Origin of the sequence: Streptococcus parasanguinis, from assembly GCF_032163505.1 — a bacterium.
Lineage (GTDB): Bacteria > Bacillota > Bacilli > Lactobacillales > Streptococcaceae > Streptococcus > Streptococcus parasanguinis_V.
In genome coordinates this window covers 1644498-1664922 of sequence record NZ_CP134147.1, presented here as the reverse complement: position 1 = coordinate 1664922, position 20425 = coordinate 1644498, and the positions used below count along the sequence as shown (strand labels likewise).

At 44.4% G+C, this 20425-nt stretch carries 18 protein-coding genes; 7 read left to right on the top strand and 11 right to left on the bottom strand.

Annotated features, from left to right (window positions below; translation table 11 throughout):
- Positions 1-193: 193 nt before the first annotated feature.
- The 6 genes from RIN70_RS08335 to RIN70_RS08310 all read right to left on the bottom strand — a co-directional run bounded on the left by RIN70_RS08335 (position 194) and on the right by RIN70_RS08310 (position 7517).
- Positions 194-1537 (bottom strand): APC family permease, encoded by a 1344-nt coding sequence (locus RIN70_RS08335; RefSeq protein ID WP_031576513.1) that lies wholly within the window; start codon positions 1535-1537, stop codon positions 194-196.
- A gap of 21 nt (positions 1538-1558) precedes the next feature.
- Complete coding sequence (locus RIN70_RS08330) at positions 1559-2137, bottom strand: HutD/Ves family protein (RefSeq protein WP_003008647.1); 579 nt, start codon at positions 2135-2137, stop codon at positions 1559-1561.
- Between the two features lie 15 nt (positions 2138-2152).
- Complete coding sequence (locus tag RIN70_RS08325) at positions 2153-3826, bottom strand: formate--tetrahydrofolate ligase (protein WP_313790520.1); 1674 nt, start codon at positions 3824-3826, stop codon at positions 2153-2155.
- Between the two features lie 35 nt (positions 3827-3861).
- The gene (locus RIN70_RS08320; protein WP_070588699.1) at positions 3862-4491 is read right to left on the bottom strand and encodes a cyclodeaminase/cyclohydrolase family protein; all 630 of its coding nucleotides are present in this window, start codon (positions 4489-4491) and stop codon (positions 3862-3864) included.
- Positions 4492-4503: 12 nt separating this feature from the next.
- Complete coding sequence (gene ftcD / locus RIN70_RS08315) at positions 4504-5403, bottom strand: glutamate formimidoyltransferase (protein WP_003008641.1); 900 nt, start codon at positions 5401-5403, stop codon at positions 4504-4506.
- Between the two features lie 83 nt (positions 5404-5486).
- Positions 5487-7517, bottom strand: coding sequence for a urocanate hydratase (locus RIN70_RS08310; RefSeq protein WP_070588700.1), 2031 nt, complete (start codon positions 7515-7517; stop codon positions 5487-5489).
- 199 nt (positions 7518-7716) lie between these two features.
- On the opposite strand from RIN70_RS08310, the gene hutI reads away from it, so the two are divergent.
- The 3 genes from hutI to RIN70_RS08295 all read left to right on the top strand — a co-directional run bounded on the left by hutI (position 7717) and on the right by RIN70_RS08295 (position 14125).
- Positions 7717-8964: an imidazolonepropionase gene (hutI, locus tag RIN70_RS08305; protein ID WP_070588702.1), complete on the top strand. Its 1248-nt coding sequence runs from the start codon at positions 7717-7719 to the stop codon at positions 8962-8964.
- 290 nt (positions 8965-9254) lie between these two features.
- Complete coding sequence (locus RIN70_RS08300; protein WP_049483799.1) at positions 9255-11639, top strand: phosphoketolase family protein; 2385 nt, start codon at positions 9255-9257, stop codon at positions 11637-11639.
- A 389-nt stretch (positions 11640-12028) separates the two neighbouring features.
- Positions 12029-14125, top strand: a complete 2097-nt coding sequence (locus RIN70_RS08295; RefSeq protein WP_272144001.1) for a surface-anchored 5'-nucleotidase — start codon at positions 12029-12031, stop codon at positions 14123-14125.
- Between the two features lie 66 nt (positions 14126-14191).
- On the opposite strand, the gene RIN70_RS08290 is transcribed toward RIN70_RS08295, so the two are convergent.
- The 3 genes from RIN70_RS08290 to RIN70_RS08280 are packed head-to-tail and all read right to left on the bottom strand — an operon-like array spanning position 14192 to position 16521.
- Entirely contained in the window at positions 14192-14599 is a 408-nt protein-coding gene (locus RIN70_RS08290) for a hypothetical protein (RefSeq protein ID WP_272144006.1), read from the bottom strand.
- The gene (locus RIN70_RS08285) at positions 14580-15482 is read right to left on the bottom strand and encodes a phosphodiester glycosidase family protein (RefSeq protein ID WP_021153798.1); all 903 of its coding nucleotides are present in this window, start codon (positions 15480-15482) and stop codon (positions 14580-14582) included. The genes RIN70_RS08290 and RIN70_RS08285 overlap by 20 nt, the downstream gene beginning before the upstream one ends.
- Entirely contained in the window at positions 15469-16521 is a 1053-nt protein-coding gene (locus tag RIN70_RS08280; RefSeq protein WP_049488552.1) for a bifunctional glycosyltransferase family 2/GtrA family protein, read from the bottom strand. Before RIN70_RS08280 ends, RIN70_RS08285 begins: the two co-directional genes overlap by 14 nt.
- Positions 16522-16825: 304 nt before the next feature.
- Between RIN70_RS08280 and rpsF the strand changes: the two genes are divergently transcribed.
- From rpsF to RIN70_RS08260, 4 genes are all read left to right on the top strand, one after another.
- A complete protein-coding gene (gene rpsF / locus RIN70_RS08275) occupies positions 16826-17116 on the top strand; it encodes a 30S ribosomal protein S6 (protein WP_003005040.1) in 291 nt (96 codons plus the stop codon).
- A 20-nt stretch (positions 17117-17136) separates the two neighbouring features.
- On the top strand, positions 17137-17634 hold the full coding sequence (locus tag RIN70_RS08270) for a single-stranded DNA-binding protein (RefSeq protein ID WP_003008622.1): 498 nt from the start codon (positions 17137-17139) through the stop codon (positions 17632-17634).
- 41 nt (positions 17635-17675) lie between these two features.
- Positions 17676-17915, top strand: a complete 240-nt coding sequence (rpsR, locus tag RIN70_RS08265; protein WP_000068664.1) for a 30S ribosomal protein S18 — start codon at positions 17676-17678, stop codon at positions 17913-17915.
- Between the two features lie 278 nt (positions 17916-18193).
- Complete coding sequence (locus tag RIN70_RS08260; RefSeq protein WP_070588708.1) at positions 18194-18715, top strand: GNAT family N-acetyltransferase; 522 nt, start codon at positions 18194-18196, stop codon at positions 18713-18715.
- 34 nt (positions 18716-18749) lie between these two features.
- On the opposite strand, the gene RIN70_RS08255 is transcribed toward RIN70_RS08260, so the two are convergent.
- Both RIN70_RS08255 and RIN70_RS08250 read right to left on the bottom strand, forming a co-directional pair.
- On the bottom strand, positions 18750-19427 hold the full coding sequence (locus RIN70_RS08255; protein WP_070586930.1) for a DUF1129 domain-containing protein: 678 nt from the start codon (positions 19425-19427) through the stop codon (positions 18750-18752).
- A gap of 28 nt (positions 19428-19455) precedes the next feature.
- The gene (locus RIN70_RS08250; RefSeq protein ID WP_031576884.1) at positions 19456-20400 is read right to left on the bottom strand and encodes a magnesium transporter CorA family protein; all 945 of its coding nucleotides are present in this window, start codon (positions 20398-20400) and stop codon (positions 19456-19458) included.
- Positions 20401-20425: the final 25 nt, after the last annotated feature.

Here is a 20425-nt window from a genome sequence, read left to right as displayed (position 1 = left end):
GTTGTTCTGTGGAAGTAGTGTTGTTTACTTCGGTTTGAATACCAAACATGGGCCCATTGTCTATTGATCTAAAGAATTGAAAAGAGTCATAGAGAAAAGGGCTCAGGTTTGATATTCGTGGAGTCCTAGATGGGTTAGGGAGCAAAACCGAGCTTCACTCCCGTCTCTGTTCCCATCTAGTGTGTAAAGAAAATTAGTGAGGAAGGGTTTTCGATTTATGTAGTTTATCGCCGTGGAAAACAAAGTAGAGTCCACTTGCGATCACGAGACCGATGGCACCCCAAACAAAGTTCATCATGTTGTCCCCTGCAATCATCAAGATACTGATCACAACAGCTAGAACTGGGATAACAGGACCAAATGGTACTCGGAAGGTAACCTTTTTGTCTGGGTACATTTTTCTGAGTTTGATGGCTGCCAAAGCAGTTGGAATGTATTGGAAGAAACGGAAGACAACACTGAAGGTTGCTAATGTTTCGAAAGAGCCAGATAACAAGAGTAAGAAGGCGAAGATACCAGAAATGATAATGGCAATGACAGGGGCATTCTTAGAGTTTGTTTTTCCAAGCCCTTCTGGCAAGAGTTTTTCAGTTGCTAATGCGGCACCAAAACGAGGGACCATGATGGATTCACCGATGTTTAGACCGGCGATTGAAATGAGGGCTCCGTAAGAAACGAGTGGAGCTCCGATAGGGCCAATCATTTCGACAAATGCGTCTTGTACTGGTGCACCAGTTTGCATAATGCGACCACCAAGCATGGCGATTGTTCCTGCGATGATCAACATGTAGAGAACAGATACAATACTGATAGAACCTAGAATAGCGCGGGGAACGTTCTTTTCAGGGTTGCGCATTTCCCCTGCAACGATAGACATGGTTTCAAATCCGATGAAACCGTAGAAGATGTAGACGGCTGTACTAGAAATAGAACTGAAGAGGTTTGTTCCACTTTCCAATTGAAGGAAAGGTGTGAAGTTGCCCTTGCTCACGCCACCGGGAATGAAGAAGATGGCAAAGAGTGAGAAGAGGACAATTGGAATTAATTTTGCAACAGTAGCTGTCAGAGTAAACATCTTAGAGGTTTTCAGACCGGCAATGTTCATCAGACTCAAGAGAATCAGCATACCGATACTGATCGGAAGGTTGTAGCCTTCAAATGCTGGGAAGGTGATGATGAAGATCTTAGCAAATCCGGCTAACATGGCAGCCCAAGCGATAACAGTAACGGCCCAACCGAGAATCCCAACGTTAAAGCCAACGAAGTCTCCGAAAGCGGCTTTTGAGTATTGCATGGCTCCACCGTTTTTGTCGAAGTAGCCAGCTGTTTCAGCCAGACAGGCTGATAGTAGCATGACGAGAATGGCAACCCCGAACATGACAGCTAGAGAAGCTGGTCCGAGGCCAGAATAAATTTTTTGAGGAAGGAGGAAGATACCAGATCCGATTACGGCGTTGATACCGTAAAGAGTGGCACCGCTAAAGCTGAATTTCGCTTTTTCTTGTTCCTCAATCGACTGTTTATGTGCTCCGTTCATAATGTTTCTCCTTTGTGAACATTATTGTAGTCCAGTCCAGATAGCAATCGGTTGCTCCCCAGACTGATGGGGTAAAAACGTGATTGTCATCTCTTGAAGAGGAGATGCTTGTTCGATCACCAGGAGCTCGTGAGTTTGGAGAGTTTGAGAATGATTGTTTCCCCATTCGAGTGTTAGTGGACAGAGAGCGTAGATCAATTGATAGCGACTCTGACTTTTGACACTCTCTTTTGGGGATATAGCACTCATATGCCCCTGATAAGAAGGTTTGTAAATCAAATTAAAGTCTTGACAAGTCCCTTGGCTAGATACAGGATCTCCCCCATCAAAGAAGTAGCTTTGAAAGGGGTTCAAAACCACTTCTTTATGGTGATGGGTGAGCCTAATGGAGGCATTCAAGGGCATCAAGATTCGGTGGTAGCCCGTGAGATCGGTAAAGTTACTTTTTTCAACCTCTACCGTTGCAGTAGAGAGGCGGAAGTCAAAGGTCCGATCTGGATAGCTTCCTCCCTCTGGGGAGAGAAAGAGTTGGGTGGTTTGGCCACCGGACCAGGTAGAAATTTGATAATCTGCGGGGGTAAGATGAAGGAGAGTCACCATAGGACGCCTTCTTTCTTAAAAGAGACCAGTGATATTGCCGTGGTCATCGATATCAATCTTTTCACTGGCAGGAACTTTAGGTAGGCCAGGCATGGTCATAATGGTACCAGTGAGAGCTACGATGAAGCCAGCTCCGGCAGCCACCTTAAGGTTACTGATTTTAACTGTGAAATCTTTTGGTGCTCCCATCTTCTTCGCATCGTCTGAGAAGGAGTATTGGGTTTTGGCCATACAGATTGGGTAGTTCGAGAAGCCCAGAGCTTCCAATTCTTTGAGTTCGCGTTTGGCCGCTGGTGTTAAGCTGATGCCTTTACCACCATAGACTTTTGTGACGATCTTAGTCAATTTTGTTTCAATGCTGTCTTCTTCGTCATAGACATAAGAGAAGTGGTTTTCTTCTTGAGCCAGTTGAATGACTTTTTCAGCCAAGTCACGACCACCAGCTCCACCATGTGCCCAGACATCTGAAATGACCACATCTACATGGCGTTTCTTACAAGATTCATAGACAGCTTCTAGCTCTGCTTCTGTATCCAGTGGGAATTTGTTAATGGCAACGACCACTGGTAGACCATAGACTTCTTGAATGTTGGCCAAGTGTTTGTCTAGGTTTGGTAGTCCATCGATAACGGCTTGGACATTTTCGGTAGCCAAGTCTGCTTTGGCAACTCCACCATGCATCTTGAGAGCACGGTTGGTTGCGACGAGGACAACGGCAGCAGGTTTGAGCCCGGCCATGCGGCACTTAATATCGATGAATTTTTCAGCACCGAGGTCTGCTCCAAAACCAGCTTCTGTCACGACATAGTCTGCATATTTGAGGGCTAGTTTAGTAGCCAGCACACTGTTACAGCCATGGGCGATATTGGCAAATGGTCCACCGTGGATGATGGCAGGAGTATGTTCCAAGGTTTGCACCAAATTTGGATGGATGGCATCTTTGAGGACAGCTGCCATGGCACCTCCAGCCTTGAGATCTTTGGCTGTGACCGGTTGTCCTTGGTAGTTGTACCCAATAATGATGCGATCAAGACGTTCTTTGAGATCAAGGATATTTTCAGAGAGACAGAGAATGGCCATGATTTCAGAAGCCACGGTGATGTCAAAGCCATCTTCACGAGGAACTCCGTTTGTTTTTCCTTGAAGGCCATCGACAATATGACGGAGTTGACGGTCGTTCATATCGACCACCCGTTTCCAGGTGATGCGACGAGAATCGATGCCCAACTCATTGCCGTGATGGATATGGTTGTCAATCAAGGCTGCAAGGAGGTTGTTGGCAATCCCAATGGCATGGAAGTCTCCGGTAAAGTGAAGGTTGATATCTTCCATTGGAACCACTTGGGCGTACCCGCCACCGGCAGCTCCACCCTTGATCCCAAAGACAGGGCCAAGAGACGGTTCGCGGAGAGCAATGACGGCTTTTTCACCAATAGCTGAAAGAGCATCGACCAAGCCAACAGAGGTGGTTGTCTTTCCTTCTCCAGCAGGTGTCGGTGAGATGGCTGTCACGAGGATCAGCTTTCCATCTTCCTTATCCTTGAGTTGTTCCAGTTGGTTGCTATCAATTTTTGCCTTGTATTTTCCGTAGAGCGAAATATCGTCTTCGGTCAATCCAAGTTCAGCAGCGATATCGGTGATGGGCTTCATTTGGACAGAATTGGCGATTTCAATATCCGATAAAACCATAGAATCCCTTCTTTCTTTATTTTTATTTGCTAGGTTTAAGATAGACTTTCTAAAATGGTTTGGTAAATGTTATCTGCAAGATCAGAACCGGTTTGGAGAAGTTTGAGTCCCTTGCTGTGGTATTCTTGGACGAAGTCTTGGTCCTTGATTCCTGAAATGTTGATCAAGACATTGAGCCAAGCACCTTGAAGGCCAGCTTTAAGATTCAGAGCAGCTACCCCTAGGTCACTAGCCGCATTGGTGTTGGACTTGCCAACAGCTTCTTTGGTGGTTTCAAGAGCTTCAACGATGAGCTCCATCATAGAGAAAGGAGATACTGTCGCATGTTTCAAAGCTTTTTGCATGGCTTCACGACGAGCGGCTTTCTCTTCTTCCGTTTCTTTTGGAAGATCAAAGACAGCTGATACGACGTTGAAAGCTTCTGTATCTTTATCGATGGCTTCTAGTAATTGGTCTTGGAGTTGAGCGCTTTTTTCATGAACCCCTTTGATGTGGTCTTCAAATTCTGCGTATTTTTTCTTTCCAATGGTCAGTTCACAGACCATTTTTGTAAGGGAAATCCCATTCGCAGCAGATAGAGCAGCAGCAGAACCACCACCTGGAGCTGGAGCATCTGAACCAAGAACTTTGGCAAACTCCGTAATACTTAAGTCAACTAGTTTCATAGAACTCCCTTTCTAACCCAACAAGTGATTTTCCAAGACTTGTTTGCTGTAGTCAAAGTCTTCTAATTGCAAGTAGTATTCAGCAGAGTCGATCAAAGCCTTAGCAGGAGCCAGTCCAATGAGTTCTGTTCCGATGATGCGAACACCATAGCGTTGCGCTTCGAAACGAACGGTTTCAACGACACGATACAATGGGAATTGTTCCAAGTTGACCATGTTGATGGAGACTTGGGCGATGTTGCGATCTTCTAGCATGACACCGATCGCTTTACAGTATTTGTATCCACCGCTTGATCCACGAATGATTTTAGAAATCTTATTGGCAATCTCTAGGTCGTCTGTGTCAAGGTTGATATTGAAAGCAACGAGTGGCATCCGGACACCAACAGCTGTAACCCCTGCAGTTGGGTGAATCTTGCGTTCACCGTAGTCTGGCTTCCAGTCTTCTTCCAACAATTTTTCTGGCATTCCTTCAAATTGTCCTTTACGCACTTTGGCCAAGTTCTTCCGTTCTGGGCGAGTTGCAGCATCTTCATAAAGGAAGATTGGAATACCTAATTCACGATTGATGCGTTCGGCTACTTTATTAGCGATCTCAACGCATTCAGCTGTAGTGATATCTTTAACCGGAACGAATGGACAAACGTCTGTTGCTCCCATACGAGGGTGTTCGCCTTCGTGCTTGGTCATATCAATGTTTTCAGAAGCGTATTTCACCAATTGGAAAGCCACTTCTTGAATGCTTTCTTCATCCCCAACGAGTGTAAAGACGCTACGGTTGTGGCTGGCATCGGACGAGTAGTCTAGTAACGTAACACCTGGAATACTTTTTGCTGTAGCTGCTAATCCGTCGATCACAGCCTGATTGCGTCCTTCAGAGAAGTTTGGAATACACTCAACAATTTTTGCCATATGATTACCTCTTTTTATAGGAGAAGTTGGGGAGGAGGAGTCTTTGTATTTTCCTCCCCTTTCTCAGTTTTTATTTTTTGATGTTAAAACAATTTTTGAACGGCTTCTTTGACCAAATCTTCATCTGCCAGATAAGGAATGGTGATGTGGTCTGTTCCTGCATGGAGACGGTTGTACTCGATCGCTGTTTCGATAGCATGATCGTTCCGTGCCCAGTTCCGACGAGCAACCCCGCCCATGGTATCCCAGGCAATGGCAGACTTGATGATTTCATCGATCCGGTGGCTACCGTCTAGAACGAGACCAAATCCACCGTTGATGGCTTTACCGATACCAGTACCACCACCGTTGTGGAGGGCAACGAGACTCATACCGCGAGCAGCGTTACCAGCGTAACATTGAACCGCCATGTCACAAGTAACGTTTGATCCATCTTTGATGTTTGATGTTTCACGGAATGGAGCATCCGTACCAGATACGTCGTGGTGGTCACGTCCAATCATGACAGGTCCAATCTTGCCTTGGCGAATGAGTTCATTGAATTTCAATGCAATATTGACACGGCCCATGCAATCTTGATAGAGAATACGAGCTTGTGTACCAACCACCAGTTGGTTCTTCTCAGCATCGCGAATCCAGTTGTAGTTGTCGCGGTCTTGGTAGCGACGAGTTGGATCGATCGCTTCCATAGCTGCGTGGTCAGTTGCAATCAAGTCTTCATGTTTACCGCTGAGGCAGACCCAACGGAATGGACCGTATCCATAGTCAAAGAGCATAGGTCCCATGATATCTTCTACATAAGATGGCCAAATGAAGCCGTCCTTGTCATCCAAGCCATTCTTAGAAATTTCCTTGATGCCTGAGTCGTAAACAGATTTCATGAAGGCATTACCGTAGTCGAAGAAGTAAGTACCTTTAGCCGTCAAGGCTTTGATCACTGCAAAGTGACGAGCCAAGGTTTCATCAACCAAACGGCGGAAGGTTTCTTTGTCTTCTGCCAGCAAACGTGTACGCTCTTCAAAGCTGATGCCAACTGGGCAATAGCCACCATCATAAACGTTGTGGCAAGAGGTTTGGTCAGACAAGAGATGAACGTGAACATTGTGTTCATTGACATATTCGAGCAAATCTACGATATTACCATGGTAGGCAATCGAAGTGGATTCACCAGCTTCAAGGGCTGCTTGAGCCAATTTCACAGCTTCTTCGGCACTATCTGTCACTTGGCTAATCCAGCCTTGAGAGTGACGGGTTTCGATCCGAGAGCGGTCCACTTCTGCAACGATGGCAACCGCTTTTGCGATTTCAGCTGCTTTCCCTTGAGCTCCGCTCATTCCACCGAGACCAGATGAAATAAAGAGTTTACCAGTTAAGTCGCCGTCATCAGGCACACCGAGTTTAAGACGACCAGCATTGAGAAGGGTGTTGAAAGTACCGTGAACGATCCCTTGAGGACCGATGTACATCCAGCCACCAGCCGTCATCTGACCGTAGTTGGTTACTCCCATTTCTTCAGCGATTTCCCAGTCGCGCATATTGTCATATTCACCAATCAAGAGACCGTTAGTAATGACGACACGAGGAGCTTCTGGTTTCGATTTGAAGAGGCCTAGAGGGTGACCCGATTCAACCACCAAGGTTTGGTCTTCTGTCATGACTTCCAAGTATTTCTTGATCAAGTTGTACTGCATCCAGTTGGCGCAGACAGATCCTGTTTCCCCATAAGTGACCAATTCATATGGATAAAGGGCAATTTCAAAGCTCAAGTTGTTGTCGATCATGACCTGCATAGCCTTAGCAGCAGTGCATTTTCCTTTGTACTCATCGATTGGTTTTCCGTAGATCCGATCTTTTGGACGGAAGCGATAGCCATAGATCCGACCGCGAGTTCTCAGTTCTTCCAGAAATTCTGGGATCAACTCTTGGTGGAATTTTTTAGGAATGTAACGCAAAGCATTTTTAAGGGCAATTTCAGTCTGAGCTTGCGTTAAGCGGAAGCCTCTATCAGGTGCACGACGGATGCCTTCTTGAAAAGTCGCCTTTTCAGGTAGGACATCAAAGTCAAGTTTGACAGACATAGCAGCTGCAATTTCTTTCTCGTCTATAAATGACATAGCAGAACCCTCCTTATAGTTGGACTGTGAATTTATATTTTCTTTATTGTATCGAAGAAACGTCAATAAAGAGTCAAAAAAAAATATAATTTTTAATAAAGCAAAAAAAAATGAGGGAAAAACTTTTTGACTTTTTTTTGACGCTTTTCCTGTAGAATTGTAAAATGAATAACAATGGAAATAGAAAGGAATGTTTCATATGTCTGCTGATATCCTATTAACCCACTTTAACCAATTGTTTTGTCCGAATGATCTAGGCCATCCTCTCTATGGAAAAGAGATGGCAGAAGCGCAAATCCTTTCCGATGCTTATATCGCTATTAAGGATGGAAAAATTCTTGCAGTTGGGACAGGTCAACCAGAACCAGAACTGATTGATGACCATACGGAAGTGAAATCCTGTGAAGGAAAAGTTGCGACTCCTGGCCTGATTGACTGCCATACCCACTTGGTCTATGGAGGTAGTCGTGAACATGAATTTGCGAAAAAATTAGCGGGTGTTTCTTACTTAGACATCCTCGCCCAAGGCGGTGGAATTCTGAGCACGGTTCGGGCGACACGGGAAGCTTCTTTTGAAAATCTCTATGACAAGTCCAAACGACTGTTGGATTACATGTTGCGTCATGGAGTGACCACTGTCGAAGCCAAGAGTGGCTATGGTTTGGATTGGGAAACTGAAAAACGCCAGTTGGATGTTGTGGCTGCACTGGACCGTGATCATCAAATAGACTTGGTTTCGACCTTTATGGCAGCCCATGCGATCCCAACAGAGTACAAGGGCCGTTCCCAAGAATATTTAGATCTCATTGTGGAACAAATGCTTCCCAAAGTGAAGGAAGAAAAACTAGCTGAGTTCTGTGATATCTTCTGTGAAAAAGGTGTCTTTACAGCAGATGAATCTCGCTATCTTCTTTCAAAAGCTAAGGAGATGGGATTCAAACTGCGGATTCATGCCGATGAGATCGAATCCATTGGTGGCGTGGATGTGGCGGCGGAATTGGAATCTACAAGCGCAGAACACTTGATGGTGATTACGGATGAAGGCATTCAAAAATTAGCTGCAGCAAAAGTGATTGGAAATCTTTTGCCAGCTACAACCTTCAGCCTCATGGAAGATACTTATGCACCGGCTCGTAAGATGTTGGACGCTGGGATGGCCATTACCCTAACAACGGACAGCAACCCAGGGTCTTGTCCAACAGCCAATCTCCAGTTTGCCATGCATCTAGGTTGCTTCATGATGCGCCTAACTCCAGTAGAAATTCTCAATGCAGTGACCATCAATGCGGCCTATTCAGTTGATCGTGCTAAAACAATCGGCTCTTTCGATGTTGGCAAACAGGCCGACATTACCATCTTTGATGCACCAAATCTAGATTATCTCTTCTATTTCTTTGCGACAAATCTCGTGACAGATGTCTACAAGAAAGGTCAAAAAGTCATTTAACTGACTCCATTTCATTTGGGACTTTGCTGGTTTGCAAAAATCAGCAAAGTCTTTTTTTAAAACCTATCCCTGTAGGGAATGGAACCACTTTAGTAGGAAATTAAAATTTGACGTTCAAAGAATATTTTTCTTACTTTCTGATGTACAAAAAGGGAAATTCTTGATAGAATAGAAGTAATATTGAATATTTTCTTCAATATCATCTGTTTGATTGAAAACAGATTGTTTAAACTATTGATCAAACGAACAGGTTATTCAACAGACCTGTCTAGAAATTGTGAGGAGACAAGATGACTGTCGATTATAACAGCAAAGCTTACTTGGATAAAGTAGACGCTTGGTGGCGTGCAGCCAACTACATTTCAGCTGCTCAAATGTACTTGAAAGATAACCCATTGTTGAAGCGCGAAGTCGTTGAAAATGACTTGAAGGCTCACCCAATCGGACACTGGGGAACTGTACCAGGGCAAAACTTTATCTATGCTCACTTGAACCGTGCCATCAACAAATACGACTTGGATATGTTCTATATTGAAGGACCAGGTCACGGTGGACAAGTAATGGTATCGAACTCTTACTTAGATGGTTCTTATACTGAATTGAATCCAAACATCCCACAAAATGAAGAAGGTTTCAAACACTTGTGTAAGATCTTCTCATTCCCAGGAGGAATTGCTTCTCACGCAGCGCCTGAAACACCAGGATCTATCCACGAAGGTGGAGAACTTGGTTATGCCCTTTCTCACGCTGCTGGTGCTGTATTGGATAATCCAGATGTGATTGCTGCCACAGTTATCGGTGACGGTGAAGGAGAAACAGGTCCATTGATGGCTGGTTGGTTGTCAAATACTTTCTTGAACCCAGTCAACGATGGGGCTATCCTTCCAATCTTCTACCTCAACGGTGGGAAGATCCACAACCCAACCATCTTCGAACGCAAAACAGACGAAGAATTGGCCCTCTTCTTTGAAGGTCTTGGATGGAAGCCAATCTTTGCGAATGTCACTGCAATTTCAGAAGACCACGAAGCTGCACACGCTTTGTTTGCTGAAAAATTGGACGAAGCAATTGAAGAAATCAAGAAAGTCCAAGCAGAAGCTCGTAAAGGTTCTGCTGAAGAAGCAACTCAACCAGTTTACCCTGTCTTGATTGCTCGTATTCCTAAAGGTTGGACTGGTCCAAAAGCATGGGAAGGAACACCTATCGAGGGTGGATTCCGTGCGCACCAAGTTCCAATCCCAGTAGATGCTCACCACATGGAGCATGTCGATGCTCTTCTTTCATGGTTGGAATCTTACCGCCCAGCTGAATTGTTCGACGAAACTGGTAAACTAGTTCCTGAAATTGCGGAAATTGCACCAAAAGGTGACCGTCGCATGGCGATGAACCCAATCACAAATGCTGGTGTGATCAAACCAATGAACACAGCTGATTGGAAGAAACATGCCCTTCAATTCAACACACCAGGTGAAATCATGGCTCAAGACATGATCGAATTTGGTAAGTATGCGGCAGACTTGGTAGATGCGAACCCAGATAACTTCCGTATCTTCGGTCCAGACGAAACCAAATCAAACCGTCTTCAAGAAGTCTTCACTCGTACAAGCCGTCAATGGTTAGGACGTATGAAACCAGACTACGATGAAGCCTTGAGCCCTGCTGGTCGTGTCATTGACTCTCAATTGTCAGAGCACCAAGCAGAAGGTATGCTTGAAGGATATGTCTTGACAGGTCGTCATGGATTCTTCGCCTCTTACGAATCCTTCCTTCGTGTTGTGGATTCTATGATCACTCAACACTTCAAATGGTTGCGTAAGTCTAAGACACATACAACATGGCGTAAAAACTACCCAGCCTTGAACTTGATTGCAACTTCAACTGTTTTCCAACAAGACCACAATGGCTACACTCACCAAGATCCAGGTATCTTGACTCACTTGGCTGAGAAAACTCCTGAATACATCCGTGAATACTTGCCAGCAGATACCAATAGCTTGCTTGCGGTAATGGATGAAGCCTTCAAGGGAGAAGATGTGATCAACTTGATTGTTTCTTCTAAACACCCACGTCCTCAATTCTACTCAGCAACTGAAGCAGAAGAATTGGTTCGTGAAGGATACAAGGTGATCGATTGGGCATCAACTGTTTCAGCAGATGAAGAGCCAGATCTTGTTATTGCAGCTGCAGGTACAGAGCCAAACTTAGAAGCTCTTGCAGCCATCACAATCTTGCACAAAGCCTTCCCAGAATTGAAGATCCGCTTTGTCAACGTTGTGGATATCTTGAAATTGCGTCACCCATCCGTTGATGCGCGTGGACTTTCAGATGAAGAATTTAACAAAGTCTTCACAACGGATAAACCAGTCATCTTTGCTTTCCATGGTTACGAAGGCATGATCCGTGATATCTTCTTCAACCGTCACAACCATAACCTTCGTGTACATGGTTACCGTGAAAACGGGGATATCACCACACCATTTGATATGCGTGTGATGTCTGAGTTGGATCGCTTCCACTTGGCACAAGATGCAGCTAATGCAGCTCTTGGAGATGCAGCAAGCGCATTTGCAGCGAAGATGGATGAAACAATCGCCTTCCACCATGACTACATCCGTGAAAACGGAGACGACATTCCAGAAGTTCAAAACTGGAAATGGGAAAACGTGAATAAATAAGAAAAGAGAGTGGGACAGAAATCGGTAATTCGTTAGAATTCGATTTCGTCGTCCCACCTCCGCACAGTTGAGTAGGGCTGTAAAAGCTGATGAAATCAGCGTAGTAGAGCCCACTCAACCACTGCGTCTTGCTCGACAATCCAAAAATAATTGAGAGGCTAGGACTTTTGTCCCAGCCTCTTTTGTGATGAACAGCAAGTAACAAAAGTAAGAGGATGAGAATAGATGTTCGGAAATCAAGCGCTTTCCAATAAAATTGTAAGAGTTTCTAGGAAAATATTGAAGTAAAACCGAAAAAATAGTAAAATGGAAGAGCTGATTGCAGCAAATCAACTGTTCTGCGTTCTCCTTTTTGGAGAAGTGTTCTACATTAGAAAATGGAGTATTCTATGAAGAAAAAAATTATCTTGAAAAGCAGTATCCTAGCGGTCGCTGCAGGTCTTAGTGTTTTTGCGATCAATAGCGTTTTTGCAGACGAATTGCCCGTACAGTTCATGGGCGTTAATGACTTCCACGGTGCCTTGGAACAAACAGGGACAGCTCGTTTAGAAGGCGAAACTGTGAAAAACGCAGGAACAGCCCCACTTTTGGCAACCTATTTGAACGATTCGCAAAAAGACTTTGAAACGGAGAATGCCGGAACGCCAAATGCCAGCATCCGTGTGCAAGCTGGAGATATGGTCGGAGCTAGTCCAGCCAACTCTGCCCTCCTTCAAGATGAACCAACTGTAAAAGTCTTCAATGAAATGAACTTTGAATACGGAACCCTTGGAAATCACGAGTTTGACGAAGGACTTGGTGAATTCAACCGGATCATGAAGGGGGAAGCCCCAACACCTGGTCAATTCAACAAGATCGTCGATGAGTATCCTCATGAAGCTTCTAAACAAGAAGTCGTGATTGCCAACTTGGTTGACAAAGATACCAACAAAATCCCATTTGACTGGAAACCTTATACCATCAAAGAAATCCCAGTCAATGACAAGACTGTTAAAGTCGGATTTATCGGGGTTGTTACGACAGAATTCCCAAATCTTGTCTTGCGTAAAAATCATGAACAATACCGGGTTTTGGATGAAGCAGAATCGATTGCTAAATATGCTCGTGAATTAAATGACCAAGGGGTTCATGCTATTGCTGTCTTAGCCCACGTTGCTGCCACTAGTAAGAATGGTGTAGCAGAAGGTCCTGCTGCAGACATGATTAAAAAATTAAACCAAATCTATCCTGAAAACTCAGTGGATATCGTCTTTGCAGGTCATAACCACCAATATACAAACGGGATGGTTGGAAATACCTTGATTGTTCAAGGTACGTCTCAAGGGAAAGCTTACTCGGATGTCCGTGGGGTCCTAGATACGGATACAGCTGACTTTGTCAAAGCTCCAACTGCTAAGATTATTGCGGTAGATCCATCGAAAGGCAAAGCAAAAGATGCCAAGGTTCAAGCGATCATCGATGATGCCAATGCGACGGTTAAAAAAGTAACAGAAGCAAAAATCGGTACAGCAGACAAAGCTGAAATATTTACCCGTGAATTGAATGCGCAAAAAGAAAGTGCTGTTGGAGATTTGGTCACAGCAGCGCAACTAGATATTGCCAAAAAATCAGGTTATCCAGATGTTGACTTTGCCTTCACCAATAATGGAGGAATTCGTGCAGACCTCGTGGTGAAACCAGACGGAACAGTCACTTGGGGTGCAGCTCAAGCAGTGCAACCATTTGGAAATATCCTCCAAGTAGTAGAAATCACTGGGGACCAAATCTACAAAGCTTTGGATCAACAATATGATGAGAAAGAGCTTTACTTCTTGCAAATGGCAGGGATCAAGTACACCTATACGAAACCAGCCGATGCAACGGAAGAAAATCCTTATAAGGTCGTGAAAGCTTACAAGGCAGACGGAACTGAAATTGATCGCAACAAGACCTACAAGGCGATTATCAACGACTTCTTGTATGGTGGTGGTGATGGCTTCTCAGTCTTCCGCGATACAAAATTGATCGGTGCTATTAATCCAGATACAGAAGTCTTTATCCAATACATCGAAGATGTGAATAAGGCAGGGAAGAAGTTATCTGCTTCAATCTTGGGTAACAAGACATTTGTGGAAAAAGTGGAAGAAGAAAAACCAACTCCAGAACCTCAACCACAACAGGAACCACAGCCATCGCCAGTTGATCCAGTAAGTCCTGTAAATCCAGTCCATCCTGTAGCTCCAGTGACTCCTACTACCCCAACATCTCAACCTGAAAACCCAGTAACTCCAGCTCAACCAGCTGCAAGCGAAACAAAAGAAGTGGCAAGTGTCAAACCAGTCGCTGTCACTTATCATACGGGTGGCCAAGCAGAAGTAGCTGCTACACCAGCAACGGGTCTTCCAAAAACAGGTCAAGAAGAATTGGCTTCCACAGTCCTTAGCCTCTTTGGCATGACCTCACTAGCTTTAGCAGGCTTTGTAGTCAGCAAAAAACGTGAAGGTTAAGTTCTTCATCCGTTAACTTACCCTAAAAAACGTCCGTTTTTTTAAGAAACGGACGTTTTTCATGTCTTAGGCTGTTTTTTCCACCCAGACACTGCGGACAAAGAAGAGGCTGATCAGAGCTAGTGCTAGAAAGGCAACTCCAAGGTAATAATAGGGTTGATCCATTGTAGTAGATCGACCAGAGAGGTTAACAATCCCTCGGTAGAGGGCTCCGGCTGTGAGCGTAGCCACTCCAGAATTCCAAAGATTGAGACTCAGGCGAGAGAAGCCTTTCACCATCAACTGTAGAAGCACTAGTAGGGTGCCACCGATCAAAGGAATCAAGAAGAGGTAGTGCATGAAGGCAGAGGTTTCGCCAAAACTAAAATGTTCATAGATGCGACTTCCGACAAAGAAGAAAGCTGAAATCAGAATATACCAGAGAATCGTTTTTTTCAACCGTTGTTTAATAGGATTAGTAACCGATATAGACAATGTCACTCACCGCCCTTTCTGAGATAGTACCATTTGTTGTTGGTTTGTTAATAACTTGACCATTGAAGTAAAGGGTAGAAGATCCACCCCCATCCAGGTTGTAGGCTGTTTTGACGCCATACGATTTCATCACTTCCGCTAATTGGTAGAGAGAAAGCCCTTCACTCTCTGAAGTCCGTCCGTCTGACACGACGATAATGTAGTGGTTTTCATCGATGATCCCAATCGCTGTCCGTGGATTTGACGCCATAGATTGCCCGACCTCTGAGTTGGTATCGACAGTTATTTCCCCATTTTCAACTAAGGAAGGACCGAAAGCGAGGAGATTGACGACCCCGTCTTTGACCAATTGATCCGCAGAGATCTCATCTTCATAGATAATTTTGAAGGATCCATCCTTGTAAATGGCTAGGTCACCATTGCTTGAATCTTCCCGAACGGTATCGCGGTAGACCACTCCATTTCGGATGACGTATCCTGTACTGTTAGCCCCGTAATAGTCACCATTCACTGCCAGAATAGCACTGTTGTTGGCAGCTGTGACAGAGGTCTTGGCTGTCACGTTGGTTCCGTAAGTGTTTTGTGCAAAGGCTGTTTTGAGGTAGTCAGATGAGCTGACTGTGATATCTGCAATGTAAACCTGGGTATTTTCAACCGTTTTTTCTGTTAGGCTTACCTGGATATTGTCATCTGAATAGCTAGTATCAGTTGTTGTAGCCGATGCAGCTGCTTTTTTGGCTGCCTTGGTGTCCGTAGTCGTAGCTTTTACGGTTTGGATGGCATCGGATAAGACAAAGGTCTTGAGCATAGAGTAGCTAAAACTGCTGGTCAAAAGAAGGCCAAAGCAGGCAGCATAGGTGTAGGATTTTTTAAAGAATTTCATGGTGGGGAGCAGTCCTTTCTTTGAAGATCACTTTTTTCTGGATCACCCATGAGACCAGAAAGAGGAGGAAGCCAACGACAATCTTACTGATCAGGAGATTGAGCCCGAAAGCAGTATAGAAGAGTCGAATCAAGAGCGTATCGAGAATAAAGAGGCCAAGGGCTAGGCCAAAGTAACCACTTCCAGTTTTAGCGACACTGTCTTTGTTCTTAAAGACCAGGTGCTTATTGGTCGAGTAGTTAAAGATGGAACTCGTCACACGAGCGATCCCATTGGCTAGGAGAATACGTAGACTAATGGGCACGGCCATCATCACGAAAAGGAAGAATGCGTAGACCAGATAGTCAACGATAAAACTACTCAGAGAGGAGAGGGCAAACTTAAACATGTCCTTGTATATCATGAGACCATCTCGAATAGGTCGGAAGTGGGAGCCTTCGTTGTCATTGATGTAGACCGTCTCGATGGGAACTTCCACGATGGGGAAGGACTTGCTTGCTGCGAGGAGAGCATTCATTTCATATTCATAGCGCTGTCCTTCAACTTCAAGCATGAAAGGCAAGAGATTCGTAGTAAAAGCTCGTAAGCCTGTTTGGGTATCGCTGACTGCCACTCCTGTTTGTTGCTTAAACAAGAAGCGGGTCAATTTATTCCCGAAAGCAGAACGCAAAGGAACTTTTCCAGAGAAGGCGCGGGCTCCTAGAATAAGTGCTCCAGGATGCTCTTGAGATTGCTTAACAACCCTGAAAATATCCCAAATTTTGTGCTGACCGTCTGCATCAGCTGTAACAATGCTTCCATAGGTACCTCTTTCTAGAATGTAGGCATAAGCAGTCTTGAGAGCTTGCCCTTTTCCTTGGTTGTGCTCGTGAGTCAGAACTGTCGCAAGACCCTCCAATTTGTCAAAAATCACTTTCTTGTCAGCGTCACTCCCATCGTCGACCACGATGATGTTAAGATCGCTCTTAGCGTGGACCAAGCGAACCAGTTTGACAAGATTCAGATCCGGTTGATAGGCGGGGATGATAAGATAATTCATAATCGTTCCTCGTTTCTTGAGATTTGTTGTAGCTAGTATAAAGACTCAAGCTTAAAGCTAACTGATATCAGTTTTCTTTAAGGAAAGGAGAGGAAGAAGGGGAGTAGTTTCTACTATAAAATGTCATTTTTTAGGGCATTTCTTTCTTTTTTCTCGAAGGGGACGTCCAGAAATCATTTTTTAAATCCTAAAGATAATTCTTGCCTTTGTTCGAAAAGTCTGGTATAATAGTTTCTTGTGAGTAAACCTCACTTACCCCTTGCAAAGACAGGGGGTCATTAGTCCAAAAGGAGGAACATTATCAATGGCTAAATACGAAATTCTTTATATTATTCGTCCAAACATTGAAGAAGAAGCTAAAAACGCTTTGGTAGCACGTTTCGATTCTATCTTGACTGACAACGGTGCAACTGTTGTTGAATCAAAAGATTGGGAAAAACGTCGTCTTGCATACGAAATCCAAGATTTCCGTGAAGGACTTTACCACATCGTAAACGTTGAAGCGAACGACGCTGTAGCTCTTAACGAGTTCGACCGTCTTTCAAAAATCAACGGTGACATTCTTCGTCACATGATCGTAAAAGTTGACGCGTAAGAAATCATCAGAGGTGACTTATGATTAACAATGTTGTACTTGTCGGTCGTATGACCCGTGATGCTGAACTTCGCTACACTCCAAGCAATCAAGCAGTTGCTACTTTCAGCCTAGCTGTCAATCGCAACTTCAAGAGTCAAAATGGAGAGCGCGAAGCCGATTTCATCAACTGTGTGATCTGGCGTCAGCAAGCAGAAAACTTAGCCAACTGGGCTAAGAAAGGTGCTTTGATTGGGATTACCGGTCGCATTCAAACACGTAATTACGAAAACCAGCAAGGTCAACGTGTTTATGTCACTGAAGTCGTAGCAGACAGCTTCCAACTATTGGAAAGCCGTGCAGCACGCGAAGGGCATGCAGGTGGTGGCTATTCATCGGGCAATGGTGGTTTTGCTGGAAATGCAACCCCAAGTTTTGGTGGATCTGAACCAAGCAATGCAGCGCCAAACTTTGGTCGTGAAGAAAATCCATTTGGAGCCAATCCAATGGATATCTCAGACGACGATCTTCCATTCTAAGAATGGGTTTAACGAATTAAAACTATAAAGGAGAATTAAACATGGCTCAACAACGTCGTGGCGGATTCAAACGCCGTAAAAAAGTTGATTACATCGCAGCAAACAAAATCGAATATGTCGATTACAAAGATACTGAGCTTCTTAGCCGTTTCGTTTCAGAACGTGGGAAAATCCTTCCTCGTCGTGTAACTGGAACTTCAGCGAAGAACCAACGTAAAGTAACAACAGCTATCAAACGCGCTCGCGTAATGGCTTTGATGCCTTTCGTAAACGAAGATTAAAGAAAAGACCCGGGTGGGTCTTTTTTTCAGGTCCGGTGGACCTCTTTTTCACGAGCTTGAAAATAAAAAAGCGAGTAAGGCCCTTACGGGTCTTTTTTTCACGAGCCTGGAAATATAAGAGCGAGTTGAGGTCCGGTGGACCTCTTTTTCAGACCCTTTGGATCTTTTTTTGCGAGCATAGAAATGTGATAGTGTGTTAGGTCCGTGTGAATCTCTTTGACCTTTCCCAAGCTCTGATTATGCTATAATGAGGGGAGAAAGGTATCAAGGAGGGAACTATGAAGGAAGGTGTAATCATCAGGAGGATGATAAAGGCAGATATTGAGCACATCTCTCAAGCTTTTATCCACCAAGAGTGGCCGGGTAGAGAGGATATCTTGACTAGCTATTTTCAGGAGCAGGAGAATAGAGAGAGGGACGTATTAGTAGCTGAGTCGGATGGATTTGTGGCAGGCTATATCACTATATTGCCTGCTGCCAAGCACGGCCCTTTTGTGGGAGTTTATCCTGAACTATCTGATTTTAATGTTTTTGAACCATTTAGAAATCGAGGGATTGGGAATCAACTCTTAGAGGAGGCAGAAAAAAGAGTCCGGCTACTATCAGAGATTGTTACTTTAGGGGTTGGTTTACACTCGGGTTATGGCCCAGCTCAAAGACTGTATGTCAAACGGGGCTATATCCCAGATGGATCTGGAGTTTGGTTTAGGGATCAGCCCTTGGCCCCTTACAGTTCTTGTGAAAACAATGATGATTTAGTCCTCTATTTTTCAAAAAGGTTGAACAGGGAAATACAGTAAAACAAAAACGGATGAAAACTTCATCCGTTTCTTTTTAGCGTCGAGTTGTGGGTGCTGTGCTCGAACTTTTAATATTAAAGCGTTTCTTGAGATAGAAGCGAAGGACAAGTGCTAGAGCTCCTAAAATGATGGCAAAAACATCTGGAATAGTTGGGTTGAGAACCTGTGGGAGTAGGGAAGTAAAGGACAAGACAATGACCCAAAGGAACATGACTCCAACAAGAATCGGCATGGATTTCCAAAGAGAAGGACGCTCGCTACGATCTTTGGTGCCATCCATATACTGATAGAAGAAGTAGTACATAAGGTATAAGAGCAAAGCCCCTGTCAAACTTCCAAGGATCAAGGTGATCAAACCATAGCCAGTACGACGCGGTGCGACCAAGTTCATAAAGGCGCTAATCGCAGCAAAAACACCAAAGATAAAGAGGAAGGAATCCAAAATCATAAGAGAGGGAGCATCGTTTAATTTCGGATGCTCTTTTTCATAGCGTTCTTTCTCGCTGAAAGAATTCGCCCAAACAGTTGGAGCTCCAAAAAGAGTCCGTGCCGGAATCCCTTTTCCTTGGTTTTCATGGATAGCTGGAAGGATTTCTTGGATGAGGCTTTCTGCTTCTTCCTCTGATTTCCCGTTTTCAAGCAATTGGTGTTTGGCGATGCGGATAAATTCTTGGTTTTTCTTGCTGAGTTGATTCAAATCAAATTGAGACATAAATACTCCTTAGTGTTATTAGTAGGTGTTAGAACCATTTTTTATGGATGAGGTAGACGACGAGAGACCCGGTCAGGGCAAAGGCGATGAAAATGATGAGCCAGAAGGCGTTTGGTTCTCCATTGAGCGGTAATTCATTGTCTTTGAAGTTCATCCCATAGGCAGAGAAAATCATGGTTGGGATGGACATGACGATGGTCACCATGGCCAAGGTCTTCATGATGTTATTCTGGTTGTTGGAGATGATCGATGCGAAGGTATCGGTCATGGAGTGCAGGATATTTCCATAAATATCTGCCATCTCGATGGCCTGCTGGGTTTCGATCAAGGTATCTTCCAACAGATCCTCGTCTTCTAGGTATTTCTTGATGTTGCTAGTGGCACTGGTCAATTTCTTGATCACGCGCTCATTGGTTTTCAGAGAGGCCTTAAAGTAGACGATGGTTTTTTCCAACTCCATCAACTCAATCAGCTCTTCATTACGCGTTGATTTGTGCAATTGACTTTCAATCTGCTCGCTTTTGCGATCCAAGGTACGAAGCGCTGACAAGTAGAGTTCGGCGTTACGGTAGAGGATCTGAAAGATAAAGCGTGACCGCATAAAGGTATAGAAATTCCGCAAGCGTCGGTTGATAAAGATATCTAGAAGCGGCAATTTCTCCAAGCAAGTCGTGATAATAGCCTCTTCTGTTAGGATAATCCCTAGAGGAATCGTCACGTAGTAGGTCTGATTGTTCCGCTCTTCCTTGATGGGAACGTCGACGATGATCAAGGTATACTCATCTTCGATGGTCATACGGGACATTTCTTCCGCATCGAGTGGTGCCCGTAAGTCTGCAATATCGATATTAAAAGCAGAGGCGATTTCCATCGATTCACTTTGGGAAGGGTTCACAAGGTTGATCCAGCTACCGGGTTCCAGCGTCTCTATTTCTTTAAATTCAGTCGTTGTCGATAAAAAGACCTGTTTCATGGTGCCTCCCCTTGTTTTTTTACAC